Origin of the sequence: Alteromonas halophila, assembly GCF_014651815.1 — a bacterium.
Taxonomy (GTDB): Bacteria; Pseudomonadota; Gammaproteobacteria; order Enterobacterales; family Alteromonadaceae; genus Alteromonas; species Alteromonas halophila.
This window is the reverse complement of the sequence record NZ_BMXP01000001.1, coordinates 812586-826082: the sequence shown is the minus strand read 5'-3', so window position 1 is coordinate 826082 and position 13497 is coordinate 812586. Positions and strand designations below refer to the sequence as shown.

At 48.7% G+C, this 13497-nt stretch carries 12 protein-coding genes; 6 read left to right on the top strand and 6 right to left on the bottom strand.

Annotation, left to right across the window (positions count from 1 at the left end; translation table 11 throughout):
• Nucleotide 1: 1 nt before the first annotated feature.
• Nucleotides 2-694 (bottom strand): 6-phosphogluconolactonase, encoded by a 693-nt coding sequence (gene pgl, locus IE054_RS03760; RefSeq protein WP_189403714.1) that lies wholly within the window; start codon nucleotides 692-694, stop codon nucleotides 2-4.
• Between the two features lies 1 nt (nucleotide 695).
• Nucleotides 696-2189, bottom strand: a complete 1494-nt coding sequence (zwf, locus tag IE054_RS03755; RefSeq protein ID WP_189403713.1) for a glucose-6-phosphate dehydrogenase — start codon at nucleotides 2187-2189, stop codon at nucleotides 696-698.
• A 269-nt stretch (nucleotides 2190-2458) separates the two neighbouring features.
• On the opposite strand from zwf, the gene IE054_RS03750 reads away from it, so the two are divergent.
• Both IE054_RS03750 and pyk read left to right on the top strand, forming a co-directional pair.
• A complete protein-coding gene (locus IE054_RS03750) occupies nucleotides 2459-3310 on the top strand; it encodes a MurR/RpiR family transcriptional regulator (RefSeq protein WP_189403712.1) in 852 nt (283 codons plus the stop codon).
• Nucleotides 3311-3551: 241 nt separating this feature from the next.
• Nucleotides 3552-4988: a pyruvate kinase gene (gene pyk / locus IE054_RS03745; RefSeq protein ID WP_189403711.1), complete on the top strand. Its 1437-nt coding sequence runs from the start codon at nucleotides 3552-3554 to the stop codon at nucleotides 4986-4988.
• Between the two features lie 115 nt (nucleotides 4989-5103).
• Here pyk and IE054_RS03740 read toward each other — a convergent pair whose 3' ends face one another.
• Both IE054_RS03740 and IE054_RS03735 read right to left on the bottom strand, forming a co-directional pair.
• Complete coding sequence (locus tag IE054_RS03740) at nucleotides 5104-5655, bottom strand: NAD(P)H nitroreductase (RefSeq protein ID WP_189403710.1); 552 nt, start codon at nucleotides 5653-5655, stop codon at nucleotides 5104-5106.
• A gap of 307 nt (nucleotides 5656-5962) precedes the next feature.
• A complete protein-coding gene (locus IE054_RS03735) occupies nucleotides 5963-6562 on the bottom strand; it encodes an HvfX family Cu-binding RiPP maturation protein (protein WP_189403709.1) in 600 nt (199 codons plus the stop codon).
• Between the two features lie 360 nt (nucleotides 6563-6922).
• Between IE054_RS03735 and sppA the strand changes: the two genes are divergently transcribed.
• The 3 genes from sppA (at nucleotide 6923) to IE054_RS03720 (ending at nucleotide 10389) form a co-directional block, all read left to right on the top strand.
• Nucleotides 6923-8785 carry a signal peptide peptidase SppA gene (gene sppA / locus IE054_RS03730; protein ID WP_189403708.1) on the top strand — a complete coding sequence of 621 codons (1863 nt, stop codon included), beginning with the start codon at nucleotides 6923-6925 and terminating at the stop codon, nucleotides 8783-8785.
• Entirely contained in the window at nucleotides 8736-9287 is a 552-nt protein-coding gene (locus IE054_RS03725; protein WP_229804987.1) for a SprT family zinc-dependent metalloprotease, read from the top strand. Before sppA ends, IE054_RS03725 begins: the two co-directional genes overlap by 50 nt.
• 154 nt (nucleotides 9288-9441) lie before the next feature.
• Nucleotides 9442-10389: a transposase gene (locus tag IE054_RS03720; RefSeq protein ID WP_189403707.1), complete on the top strand. Its 948-nt coding sequence runs from the start codon at nucleotides 9442-9444 to the stop codon at nucleotides 10387-10389.
• Between the two features lie 286 nt (nucleotides 10390-10675).
• Here the strand turns inward: IE054_RS03720 and IE054_RS03715 are convergent, their stop codons facing one another.
• The gene (locus IE054_RS03715) at nucleotides 10676-11860 is read right to left on the bottom strand and encodes an AI-2E family transporter (protein WP_229804986.1); all 1185 of its coding nucleotides are present in this window, start codon (nucleotides 11858-11860) and stop codon (nucleotides 10676-10678) included.
• 146 nt (nucleotides 11861-12006) lie between these two features.
• Between IE054_RS03715 and IE054_RS03710 the strand changes: the two genes are divergently transcribed.
• Nucleotides 12007-12855, top strand: coding sequence for an alpha/beta hydrolase (locus IE054_RS03710; protein ID WP_189403706.1), 849 nt, complete (start codon nucleotides 12007-12009; stop codon nucleotides 12853-12855).
• 142 nt (nucleotides 12856-12997) lie between these two features.
• On the opposite strand, the gene IE054_RS03705 is transcribed toward IE054_RS03710, so the two are convergent.
• A complete protein-coding gene (locus tag IE054_RS03705) occupies nucleotides 12998-13495 on the bottom strand; it encodes a WbuC family cupin fold metalloprotein (RefSeq protein ID WP_189403705.1) in 498 nt (165 codons plus the stop codon).
• Nucleotides 13496-13497: the final 2 nt, after the last annotated feature.

Genomic DNA, 13497 nt, shown 5'->3' with positions numbered 1-13497 from the left:
CCTATGGCGCCCACATCAGGGTTACCGGTGCCCGGTTAACCACGGCAGTAACAGGCTTTTGCACTTCGGCCGCCCCATCAAGGGCATCGTTAAGCACCTGTTTTTTCTTTTCACCGGTGAGGTGCAAGAAAATGTTCCGGCTGTTCAGAATGGCCGGCAAGGTAAGCGAAATGCGTTGATGCGGTGCGGTCGTTGGTGTGACAGCGATACAGGTTTTACCGCTGCTCATATCCAGGCCATCGTTAATCTGTGTTGAGCAAGGGAATAATGACGCTGTATGCCCGTCTTCGCCCATGCCCAGTATTAAAGCATCGAAAGGTTGCGACATGCTGGCCACACCCGCTTCGGCATCATTCACGCCCTCGGCTGCATCATCATGTGCAGACTTCAGAGGAATAAAGCGAGCAGCCGCGGCGTTATTCACCAGCAGGTTTTGCTTAACCAGCTGGGTATTACTGGCGTCATCAGACTCATCAACCCAGCGCTCATCCGCCAGTGTGATGTCCACACATGACCAGTCCAGATCCTTTTGGCTCAGCGCTTCAAACAATGCCAGTGGTGTACGGCCGCCACTGACAACGAGCGAAGCACGCCCGCGCGCCTCAATACCGGTTTCGAGAATGTCGGCGAGTTTAGCTGCAAATTCGCGGGTGAGCGTCTGTGCGTTATCAAAAGATTCAATCGTCAATGCCATACTATTTCTTTTTACTCTGTTTACTTTCGTACCAGCTGCGGTTTTCCCGCGCTAACAACCCAATGGAGTACACGGGTCCCCATGTTCCTGCCTGATAAGGCTCAGGTGGCTCACTGGAACTTCTCCATGCTTCCAGAATCGAATCTACCCAGCGCCATGCCTGCTCGACCTCATCACGACGCACGAATAACGCCTGATTACCCAGCATGACTTCAAGCAGTAACTTTTCGTAGGCGTCAGGAATGTGCTCATCGGCAAACGCTTCTGAAAAGCTCAGGTTGAGTTTGGACTTTTGCAAATCCATCGAACCTGAACTGGTCAGGCCCGGTACTTTATTCATGACGGTGATTTCAACACCTTCGTCAGGCTGTAAGCGGATGACCAGCTTGTTGGGTGGCAGGCTCTTGAAGCTGTCGCCAAACATATTGTGTGGCTGACGCTTGAAGTAGATCACTACCTCACTGACTTTAGTGGGCATGCGCTTACCAGTACGCAGATAAAACGGAACGCCGGCCCAGCGCCAGTTATCGATTTCGGCTTTAATCGCCACAAACGTTTCCGTCTGACTTTGCGTGTTAGCGTCGTCTTCTTCGAGATAGCCGGGTACTTCATTTCCTTTCACGAAGCCGGACGTGTACTGCCCGCGCACGGTCGTATCGGCCACATTGCTGGCGTTTATAGGACGCAGCGCCTTAAGCACTTTAAGCTTTTCATCACGGATACTGTCTGCATCCAGTGTTGTAGGCGGTTCCATTGCCACCAGGCTGAGAATTTGCAGCAGGTGATTTTGCACCATGTCGCGCATCTGACCGGCGTCATCAAAGTAACCCCAGCGCCCTTCAATGCCGACCGACTCAGCCACGCTGATTTGTACATGATCGATACAGTTATGATCCCAGTTGGTCGCAAAAATAGAGTTGGCAAAGCGCAGCGCAATCAGGTTAAGCACCGTTTCCTTGCCCAGGTAATGGTCAATACGGTAAATCTGGCGCTCTTCAAAGAATTCTGCGACCTGGTCATTGATCACTTTGGACGATTCGAGATCATGGCCGATGGGCTTTTCCAGTACCACACGGACACTTTCATCAATAATGTTGCAGCCATTCAGGCCGCGGCAAATATCACCGTAAATAGCAGGCGGCGTTGCCAGATAACAGACCATGATGCGACTGGGGTCGACATGTTCCTTGAACGTCTGATAGCTGTTCATGTCTTTCATATCGACACAGACGTAGTCGAGCCGCTCACTAAACTGTTGCCAGGTTTTCTCGCAAATTTCTTCACCAGAAAATTTAATGATGTTTGCCCTGACTTCGTCTACATAATCTTCGAGCGTCATTGATTGTCTGGCAACACCAATAATTTTTGTGTCTGCGTGAATCAGCTCGGCTTTTTCTAATTGGTAAAGCGAAGGCAATAACTTCCGTCGTGACAGATCGCCCTGGGTGCCAAAAAGCACCAAATCACAAGGCTCGTAGGATGTATCCAAAACCATATTTGTCGACCTTTTTGCTACGCTGATATATCGCTTGGCAACCACGCCACCGCTAATACCAGGACAAGATTTACTTAGTGATAACACAAAATGTAGTAAAATTACAACTTATGCAACCAAGGTGGTATATGCGCTTGTACGATAAAACACCAGTGAAAGTTACACTTAGAACTGTCAAAAAATTACATTTTTCTTGTCAGAAGTTTCACATTCGATAGTATACCCCTGAGTAAACAATCAACCTCCTTCTGACGAGTCGCATCATCTGTATGAATATACTAGAAAAAATAACCCAGAGCAGAGCCGCATTCAGTAAATCGGAAAAAAAAGTGGCGGATATTATTCTTGCTAACCCGCAATCCGCCATCCATTCGAGTATAGCAACTCTGGCAAGGATGTCGGATGTCAGCGAGCCGACCGTCAACCGCTTCTGCCGTCGCCTGGATACCAAAGGCTTCCCCGACTTTAAACTGCATCTGGCACAGAGTCTGGCGAACGGTACGCCATACGTTAACCGGCATGTCGATGAAAGCGACGGTCCGGAGGAATATACGACTAAAATTTTTGAATCTACCATGGCGTCACTCGAGGTGGCCCGTCAGTCAGTTGATATTCAGGTCGTGAACCGCGTTGTTGACCTGCTGACACAGGCACAGAAGATTTCCTTTTTTGGACTGGGCGCGTCAGCGTCTGTTGCTCATGACGCTCTGAACAAGTTTTTTCGCTTCAATGTGCCGGTTGTTTACTTCGAAGATATTCTGATGCAGCGAATGAGTTGTATGAATTCTTCCGAGGGGGATGTGGTGGTACTGATATCCCACACAGGCCGTACTAAAAGTTTAGTGGAGATCGCGCAAATTGCCCGCATGAATGATGCGATTGTTGTGGGTATTACTTCTAAAGACAGCCCGCTTGCCAATGAGTGCACATACGTGTTGTCACTGGAAGTACCTGAAGATACCGATATGTACATGCCCATGGCATCACGCATTGCGCAACTGACTCTCATCGATGTACTGGCAACCGGTTTTACGCTGCGCCGGGGCAATAAATTCCGGGAAAACCTGAAGCGGGTAAAAGACACGTTACGTGGCTCGCGCTATGAAAAACGCAACGAATAAAACGCCGTCTGTTTGCTTTTACTCGCGGCCCCGTCGCCTGCTTTTGCATGTGATCTTACATGTACTCTTGCAGGCAAAGGGCCAGCTTTTACACTAAACTGGTAGGAACAGTCGTAAATACGCCGACTTTCATTCACATTTTTGTCAAATTTTACTAGTATTCTGTAATAAAATTACAAAAATCGCTCGTCTTAATACAGGCGACATCATTTGCTGATCATCCAAAGGATAACGACAGAATATGACCCGAAGAACGAAAATTCTTGCCACATTAGGCCCTGCCACTGATTCACAGGAAAACATCGAAGCGATTCTGGCGGCTGGCGCCAACGTCGTACGAATGAACTTTTCCCACGGTCAGGCGCAGGATCATATCGAACGCGCTAAGCGTGTGCGCAGTGCGGCGCAAAAGCTCGGAAAATATGTCGCGATTTTAGGCGATCTGCAGGGACCAAAGATCCGTGTTGCACGCTTTACCGACAACGCGGTAACACTTGAACACGGAGCCTCATTTATTCTGGATGCTGAGCTGGGCAAAGAGGAAGGCGACCAGCAGCGCGTAGGAATTGATTACAAGGCCTTGCCGGATGATGTTAGCAGCGGCGATATTCTGTTGCTGGATGATGGCCGCATACAGCTTGAAGTATCAAGTGTGAAAGGACGAGAGGTTCACACAAAAGTGACGGTAGGCGGAAAGCTGTCAAACAATAAAGGGATTAACCGGCTCGGTGGAGGGTTATCCGCAGAAGCACTGACGCCAAAGGACAAAGAAGATATAAAGACTGCCGCAGAAATTGGTGTGGATTACCTGGCTGTGTCTTTCCCTCGCAGTGGTGATGACCTTCACTATGCCAGAGAACTGGCCGAAGCGGCAGGTTGTTATGCAAAAATTTGCGCCAAGGTAGAGCGGGCAGAAGCCGTCGCGTCTGACCAGGCGATCGACGACATTATTTCAGCTTCTGATGCCGTAATGGTCGCGCGCGGAGATTTAGGGGTCGAGATCGGTGATGCTGAACTTGTCGGTGTACAGAAAAAACTTATCTCTCGTTCCCGTCAGCTCAATAAAGTTGTGATAACAGCGACGCAGATGATGGAATCGATGATTGAAAGCCCCATGCCAACGCGGGCAGAAGTCATGGACGTCGCCAATGCAGTATTAGATGGCACTGACGCAGTGATGCTGTCGGCTGAAACAGCTGCGGGCAAGTATCCGGTTGAAACCGTAAAAGCCATGGCGCGGGTTTGCGAAGGCGCGGAAACGCATCCTAGTATCAAAATATCCAAACATCGCATGGATGAGCAGTTCTCCACCACCAGTGAAACCATGGCACTGTCTGCGGTATATGCAGCAAACCATCTGCCAAGTATTAAAGCTATAGTGGGGTTAACTGAAAGTGGCAACACGCTTAAGCTGATGTCTCGTATTACAACCACACTGCCTATCATCGCGCTGTCGCGGCATGCCGGGACGCTTAACTCTATGGCACTGTTCAGAGGCGTAACCCCGGTTTACTTTGATTCAATCAACAGTGAGCCAGGCCAGCTCAAACATGATGTTATCAACGCACTCAAAGCCCATGAGCTGGTTGAATCCGGCGATAGCTTTATCATGACCTACGGTGACGTAATGGAAACCGTCGGTTCAACCAATGCAATGAAAATAGTTGAAGTTGATTAGGTCGAAATAGCCGGCTGCATTAAACGTGCAGCCGGCTGATTTATTAACTTACGTTCAGCGTGCATTGTCAGAAAGTGCCGGCACTGGCGATACTGACCTGAAGCACGCTGAGCACCTACCGCCAATATTCAAAGTACTCCGATGTATCACGTTTGGGACGCTGGGGCGCATCGATAGCGGGCGTACCCAGATATAAAAAGCCAACAATTTCGTCGTCGTCTTCAAGTCCGAAGCCTGCTCTTACCGTGTCACATTGCGCATAACTGCCCGTTCGCCAGATGCCATTGAAACCTTGAGCAACTGCCGCCATTTGCATCGCCATCACAGCGCATGCAGTAGAAGCAATCTGTTCGACCCTGGGCACTTTTTCGTGTTCAACCACTTTAGCAATCGCGGCGATGACCATAGGTGCCCGCAATGGTAACTGAACGGAACGTTCAATCTCTTTTTCAGACTTGTCATTGTCAATCGCGGATTGCTCAAACAGACTACCCAGTTTATGCAGCCCCTGCCCTTCACATACAACAAAATGCCAGGGCGTCAGCATGCCATGATCGGGTGCTCGAAGCGCTGCCTGCATAATATTGTCCAGCGCGTCGCCCTCTGGTGCCGGGGCGGTCAGTCGTGGCTGAGAAGCGCGGTTAAGTAACAACGTCAAAGCGTCCACGGAACTCTCCTTTTGTGCATTGCGTTTATGTGCATGACTAATCCTACGCACGCATCAGTCAAAAGACCAGTACCGGATCTCACCAGGACACCCACCCTTGTCTTTCCCAGACACCCACAGAACCTTTCAAACTGGACACCCACATTTCAAACACGAATTTAATCATATTGTGGCTTAACCGTGTCGTGGGGTCAGATATGTCTTTTATTAATCATGGGTGTCCATGTAACTGACAGACAACCGAAAGGTGGGTGTCCAGGCATATGGGTGTAAATTGTACGCATTAATTGTCAACGCTAGTTGCCGCTTAGTTTCGCTTTGACAGCCAGTAATCAGCACTGACAAATTGCCCTCCACCATAAAAGAACAATACGAGCAGCATGATAAGGTAGGTGGCTGCAAACTCGATGCCATTGTTAAGGATCACAAACTTGCCACTGTCAGTAAGCCAATCATAGTGACCATGATGCTGTAGCAATGAACGTGCAGCTTCCAGCTTTTCAGGTGTGGCGAGAACCTGCTCATCTAAATAAAGTGTCCCGTCTGCCAGCCATGACGTAGGATCCGCGATAGCTAACCAGCCATTTTCGGCATGTACCGAAAAGATTGCGACCAGCATCGTAACGATAAGCGGGATGCTTACGAGTCGGGTCAGCAGACCCAGCAGTAAAAAAATGCCGCCACCGGCCTCCGCCGCAATAGCCAGGGACGCCATTATATCTGGAAATGGCAACCCTAACCCCCAGTCCGAGCTGCCAAACCACGCGGACGTACTTTCAAATGCCATCGCTTTGTTCCAGCCAGCCTGGGCCATTACAGGAGCAAGGTACAGACGTAAAAGTAGCAACGGTATACCCTCTGCTTTTTTTAGCGCCGCGACACACGATTGATAAATTGCTATTGTCATGTTTATCTCTGAAAGTAGTTGGCTCGATAGTTATTAGACCCTGTTTTCAGCCATATCTTTCGTTACGCATTCTTTTTAAGTAAAAAAGTACGATCGTAAAGACCCCGTAAACAAACCTGATGATAGATTAAGGCGTTAAGTCGGATTTGTTTTAACCTTCGTGTAGTCGAATACCCTGCCAGGCCACTTTTGTTATGTAGCACCTGGCAATACGGTGGTGCTTGAGCCAACTACTACAGCAATTAATAGCGCTGTAACGCCTCTTCATCGTTTACTTACAAAAAATTACAATTTACGTTAGCGATCGCTGTCAATTTCGATAACATGGGAAGCTGAGTTGTAATAATCGCGAGAAAATGTATGGCAGCTAACGGAAGCTGGACGAAATCATTGTTTGTCGGCCTGTGGACAGTACTGAACTTTGCCCGCAAGCTGTTCTTCAACATAATTTTTATTGTAATTGCCGTGGCCATTATTATTGGTTTATCTGGCGATAAAGATCCGCTTGTTGTTAAGCAGGACAGCGCTCTATTCCTTAATCTGAACGGTAACCTGGTTATCGAAAAGGAATATGTCGATCCCTTTGAAACATTCATGCAGGAGGCGTTCGGTGATGAACCGGATAACCCCGAAGTGCTGGTTCGCGATGTCGTAAAAGTTCTTGATAATGCGCGTCAGGATAAACGCATCAAAGCGCTGGTACTGGAACTGCATAGCCTGACAGGCGGTGGTTTAGACAAACTAAGAACCGTCGCCCAGGCAATTCAGCGCTTCAAAGCATCTGGCAAACCTGTTTATGCAACAGGCGACTACTATACGCAGACACAATATTACCTCGCATCACATGCTGATCATGTTTATCTGAACCCACAGGGAGCAATGCTGCTTGAAGGATATGGTCGCTATACCATGTACTTTAAAGAAACGCTGGAAAAGCTGAAAGTTAACACTCACGTTTTTCGTGTAGGTACTTACAAGTCAGCGGTTGAGCCGTTTATTCGCAACGACATGTCAGATGCGGCCAAGCAAGCAAACCAGCAATGGCTGGATGGCTACTGGCAGCAGTATAAAGAAGATGTGGCGTCTGCCCGCAATATGCCAATTACTAATTTTGATGAATCGCTGGACGCACTTCTAGAGAAATTTAACAGCGCCGGCGGTGACTTTGCAGGCTATGCACTGGAAAATGGCTGGGTGGACGCGCTCAAAACCCGAGAAGAAATTCGCCAGGAACTTATCGCTCTTGTTGGTATGGACGAGCAGGAGATTGGGGTTAACGTAACACCGTATGAAACTTATGTGAAAGTGGTTAACCCTCCCTTGCCATCAACCAAGCCACAAAAAAATGCAGTCGCAATCGTTGTGGCCAAAGGCAATATTCTTAATGGTGAACAGAAGGCCGGCACCATTGGCGGAGACAGTACTGCACGTTTGTTACGTAAGGCGCGTTTAGACGAGAATGTTAAAGCTGTAGTTTTGCAGATTGACTCACCTGGCGGCAGTGCGTTTGCATCTGAAGTTATACGCCAGGAAGTGCTTGAGCTTAAAAAGGCGGGCAAACCTGTTATTGCGTCAATGAGTACTTACGCAGCATCAGGCGGGTACTGGATAGCTGCAGATACAGACAAGATAATTGCATCACCAAGTACCATTACTGGCTCAATTGGCGTATTTGGTCTGTTTATGACATTCGAAGACTCGTTATCCTATCTGGGTATTAATACTGACGGTGTAGGAACGACTGAGCTCGCAGGGTTATCGCCGGCCCGAGAGCTCGACCCTCAGTTCGGTCAGTTGCTTCAGCGAAGCGTAGAAAATAACTATCGTGACTTCATTACAATGGTTGCCAATGCACGCGATATGTCAGTTGAAGCTGTGGACGATATTGCGCAAGGCCGTGTCTGGATTGGTGAAGACGCGATTGAACTGGGTCTGGTAGACGAACTTGGAACCCTGGATGATGCAATTTCAACCGCGGCTGAAATGGCTGGCGTGACGGACTATACGCAGTACTACGTTCAACGCTCACTTACTCCGCAAGAAATGTTCTGGAAAGAGTTTTTTGGGCAGGCGTTTATCAAGGCGGCGCAGTGGCAATTTGCAGAATCTGACAGTGCGTTAATTGATATGGTGAAAACAGTCGTATCAGAGTTTGAAGGCTTCAAGCGTTTAAATGACCCTATGGGTGTTTATGTGCTTTGCCTGCAGTGTAAGGTTCAGTAACATCGCTACATATGATTTAACACCGGAGTTGCGCCGTCAGGTGCAGCTCCGGGTTGTACAGTGTTATAAGCGTGCTGAAGACTACTTTGGACAAGCATTCCGCACGCCAGAAATTACCTTTCGACGCTCAGGAAAAAATGCTGGTACAGCTTTTTTGCAACAAAATCGTCTTAATTTTCACCCATTATTACTGCGTGACAACGTTTCGGCCTTTTTGGAGGATGTGATTCCACATGAAGTCAGCCACCTTCTTGTCTGGCATCGGTTTGGTAAAGTTAAGCCACATGGCATGCAATGGCGCACTATCATGCAGGATGTTTTTAACTGCTCTCCAACCACGACACACAGCTTCGATACTTCCATATTAGAAAGAGACGAATTTGCTTACCAATGCCACTGCGATACCGTGATGTTGTCGAAACGGCGGCATAATACCGTATTGAAAGGCGGAAATTATCGCTGCATGAAATGCAAACAACTACTGCAACGCCTGGCAGGATAGCCACTTATACTGCATCCGTTTTGCGCAATCACTACCAATAAAAGACACCCACTATAGATATAGACACCCACTATTCTGGCCTAAGGTCCCGGTGATTTTTCCCGCCGCATCGTCCATGCTACGGGTATAACCTGTTTAACTGTGACCCCTTATCATGGCCCGCCCCCGCTCTGAGCTTATCTGTCTGGATGAGACACCCTACTATCACTGTGTATCACGCTGTGTGCGCCGGGCCTACCTGTGTGGCCATGATCCGTTATCGGGTCAGTCTTATGAGCATCGACGTCAGTGGGTGGAAGAGCGTCTGATAGTCCTTGTTCAGGCCTTCTCGGTGCTCATGTGTGCCTACTCAGTGATGAGTAACCACACCCATGTCGTACTCAAGGTAGATAAGACTGCCACACAAACCTGGAGTCACTTCGAAATACTCAGTCGCTGGCATCGGGTGTTTCGCGGCACACACCTGACGCAGCGATACTGTTGTCCGAAACAGGCCGCCTCTCTCTCCCCGGCTGAGCTGGAGTCGGTTCGCCAGACCGCCGAGGTATACCGGGCCAGGCTGTACGACATCAGCTGGTTTATGCGTGCGCTGAATGAGCAGATTGCCCGGCGGGCCAACGAGGAAGATGAGTGCACCGGGCGCTTCTGGGAAGGCCGGTTTAAATCGCAGGCGCTTATGGACGAGGCATCACTGGCCGCCTGTATGGCCTATGTCGATTTAAACCCTATACGCGCCGGTATCGCTGATACGCCGGAGGCCTCTGCCCACACCAGTATCTGCCGGCGCATCCGTGCAGCTCGCCACGGACGCCAGCCTGCCAGTCTGCTGCCTTTCAGTGGCCTCGCCGCAGAGCAGACACACGCCCTGCCCTTTCATTTTGAGGATTACCTGACACTACTCGACATGACCGGCCGCATCCCCCACACTGACAAGCCCGGGGTTATCAGACCGGATATTGCGCCTGTGCTGGCCCGCACCGGGCTTGATACCGTTTGCTGGCCAACGCTAGCAAGCAGTATAGAAACACACTTCTCTACTTCAGTGAGTCTGACACTGGCACACCGGCGGTTTGAACTAAGGCGAGGCATCAGTTCAGCCTGATACAGGACCCTTCCTACTGTCCCACTTACCACATTTATACGGTCAATTATTTGACCGTAGGCATGCGATACGCCTTATTGGAAGACTTTTTCTCCTCCGTTAACGTTAATACCACATTCATACCGAAATCTTTGTATGTAGCTAAGTGTACTTTGCAAAGGTAGTCATATAATTCACTTATATATGTAATGTGGGTGTCCATGATCATGTTGTGGGTGTCTTAAACTGCTTAATCTTTATGTACTTACGCTGTGGGTGTCTAGCAAGTGAGTAGCTGAGGAAAGCGCTAGCCGCCTGACTCTATCAACTTAACCCAGTGTGACAACACACCTATTTGCTCTAACACAATTTTAAAGCAGACCAGAATGGGGACTGCCAGTAACACACCTATTACCCCCCAGAGCCAGCCCATTACCGATAACCACACAATAATAATCAGCGGGTTTACCCGCATTTTCTGGCCCAGTATAGCTGGAGTGATAAACTGTGACTCTATGATATTTAGGAACAAAAACGCGCTTGCGGGCAGTAGTGCCAATGCCACAAACCCGTACTGGACTACCCCTGCCACCATAAGTATGGCTGTGCTTATCATGCCACCCAGATATGGCACAAAATTTAGAAAGCCAACGAGCGCCCCCCAAAGTAACGCATCCTCAACCCCCAAATAGTAAAGCGTTGCCGCAGTGGTTAAGCCAAGCAGCCCGTTGATCATACTGATCGTCAGAATATAATTTGAAAGACGGGTCTGAATTTGATCGACCAGTGTAATTGCCCGCTTTTTATTATTTACAACAGGAAAGTCCTTCACAAACACACTGAAAAGCTCGGGGCCAAAAACAAGCAGAAAAAGAATGAGGATGACACTTCCAAACATCTGCGCTATTAACAATGGTGCCCCCGCAAGCGTAGAAAGTAGAATTTCTATACTTCCCTGTTTAATTTTTCCACTGACAACATTTTCCTCTGAATCCGACGCCGACTGTTCAGGCGCCTCATCCTTAAACCAGCCAAACAACGAAAACCCACTATCCGCTTCAGAATTCGCTCTTTGTCTGGCCTTTTGCCGCTCTTTGTCAAAGTTGTCACTAATCTGGTCAATGTGCTCTGTTACTTCAGCAGAAATTTTTGGCAAAGTCTCCAGCCATCGTTCTGCTGGCTGAGCCAGCTGCACGCCTAGCAATGTAAATGGCGCTACCAGCAAACATATAAGAAGTACGGCAGAAACTGCGCGGGGGATATAAAACTTACGGGCAAGGGTAACCAACGGACTAAGCAGCAACGCAACCATAGCTGAAAACACCAGTGGAATGAAAAGCGACTTCGCCAGATACAGAGTATAAATAACGGCAAGAACCAAGAATGTTTTCAGTAACCGTGCCTGTGGAGGTTCTGTCTTACGTTCTGCTTTATCTGGCACTGACGCGTTCCCGCGCTCTCCATTTTCTTTCATACCTTCAGAATTATTCAACCACAGACCCTCTTTAAAAATAATTAACTATGTACGACGCTACAGCTACAGACAGATTCATTTGATGTTATACGCTAAGTTATGCCTCTGTGGCATATTGAGCAACCCCCTGAACTTAAACGTGTAACTTGCAGTATGTATTTTCTATGAGACTCGTATTAATTGTGGCTTTATGCATGCTGCTTTCTGGCTGCGCAAAGCTGATGTTCGCCACCGCCAATACTGCAACGCTGACTTTCGATGGAGATATCATTGAAAATTTGCGTTACGGCAACCTTAACCGGCAACAGCTGGATGTTTTTATTCCTGAAAATCCCAAAAACAAAAATATGCCGGTCGTCGTATTTTTTCACGGCGGGCGCTGGAGTTTCGGGTCAAAAAGCCAGTATCAGTTTGTAGGAACACGCCTTGCCTCAATGGGCTATGTGGCTGTCCTTCCTAATACACGGCTATATCCGCAAGTTAAATTCCCAACATTTGTCGAAGACGCAGCCGCCGCTGTTGCTTGGGTACAGCGGAATATTACTGACTATGGTGGAAGCGAAAAGCTGTTTATTAGTGGGCATTCCTCAGGTGCTCATATTGGCGCTCTGTTAGTCGCAGATGAAAGTTACCTGACAAATGCTGGGGCTGATGCGGACAAGCTAAGTGGGTTTATTGGCATGGCCGGCCCCTATGACTTCACACCAAAAGCCGACGATCTTAAAGATATATTTGGCCCGCCTGAACAGTTTAGAGAGATGGCGGTAACCCACTTTATTGACGGTTCAGAACCTCCCTTTGCGCTTATGTATTCAGAGGACGATGAAACTGTACACCGGCAAAACCTGGAACGCCTCGCGACTCGCATCAGGGCAAAAGGAGGCAAAGTACACACCTTTATTTATGAAACTGGCGGCCATACTGGCACGGTAGCGGCGCTTAGCTGGGCAAACCCCGATAACCTGCCGGTCACACATGATATGCAGCAGTTTATCCAAAAATATTCCCGCTAAACACTAACACTGCTGGTCAGGGTGGGTTAGCTCATCACGGGTCGTAGTAAGCCTGTCTATACTCATTTGCTGTAGCCGCCGCAAAACAAATAATCTGCTTAGATGCAATAATCTGTGAACAAGCCCGCCAGGCATACTTCAGCTAGCGACTTACCTGGCTCAACACATCGCCCACCTTTGACTGCTGCAATTGTGCCAGAAAGTCCACTACAGCATCATCACCTTCCTCTGGTGCCCATGCTGCAAAATTTTTGTCTGCCTCGGGCTTGTACGGGCCCTGCTTTACTTCAAAGAACACCACCGGCTCCTCACAGTAGGTCGCGTGCCAGGTCCCTGGTGGAAGTTGCACACTGAAACACTCACCGCCTGCAGTCAGTGACAGTTTATCCGTCACACGCGCATTCTCATCAAACAAGACCAGCGTAATGCTGCCCTGCACGACCATGAAAAACTCCCATTTAGTCTTGTCAGTATGGCGATGAGGCCTGACATACGAGTCCGCCAGCATGCCCACATACAATCGGTGCACAGGCTCATTATAGTCTTCATGCACGTTAAAGTGCGCGCGACGTCGCTCGCTTTTTTCTGCCTTTGCCAGCAAGGTTTTGGTAAATTCCCGGTCAAATTGACGGTACGTCATAA

Excerpts from the sequence above, each read along its gene's own strand:
- IE054_RS03720 (WP_189403707.1), top strand. The coding sequence starts at position 9,442 with ATGGCCCGCCCCCGCTCTGAGCTTATCTGTCTGGATGAGACACCCTAC.
- pgl (WP_189403714.1), bottom strand. The coding sequence starts at position 694 with ATGGCATTGACGATTGAATCTTTTGATAACGCACAGACGCTCACCCGC.
- IE054_RS03750 (WP_189403712.1), top strand. The coding sequence starts at position 2,459 with ATGAATATACTAGAAAAAATAACCCAGAGCAGAGCCGCATTCAGTAAA.
- IE054_RS03735 (WP_189403709.1), bottom strand. The coding sequence starts at position 6,562 with ATGACAATAGCAATTTATCAATCGTGTGTCGCGGCGCTAAAAAAAGCA.
- IE054_RS03705 (WP_189403705.1), bottom strand. The coding sequence starts at position 13,495 with ATGACGTACCGTCAATTTGACCGGGAATTTACCAAAACCTTGCTGGCA.
- zwf (WP_189403713.1), bottom strand. The coding sequence starts at position 2,189 with ATGGTTTTGGATACATCCTACGAGCCTTGTGATTTGGTGCTTTTTGGC.
- pyk (WP_189403711.1), top strand. The coding sequence starts at position 3,552 with ATGACCCGAAGAACGAAAATTCTTGCCACATTAGGCCCTGCCACTGAT.
- sppA (WP_189403708.1), top strand. The coding sequence starts at position 6,923 with ATGGCAGCTAACGGAAGCTGGACGAAATCATTGTTTGTCGGCCTGTGG.
- IE054_RS03710 (WP_189403706.1), top strand. The coding sequence starts at position 12,007 with ATGAGACTCGTATTAATTGTGGCTTTATGCATGCTGCTTTCTGGCTGC.
- IE054_RS03725 (WP_229804987.1), top strand. The coding sequence starts at position 8,736 with ATGACCCTATGGGTGTTTATGTGCTTTGCCTGCAGTGTAAGGTTCAGT.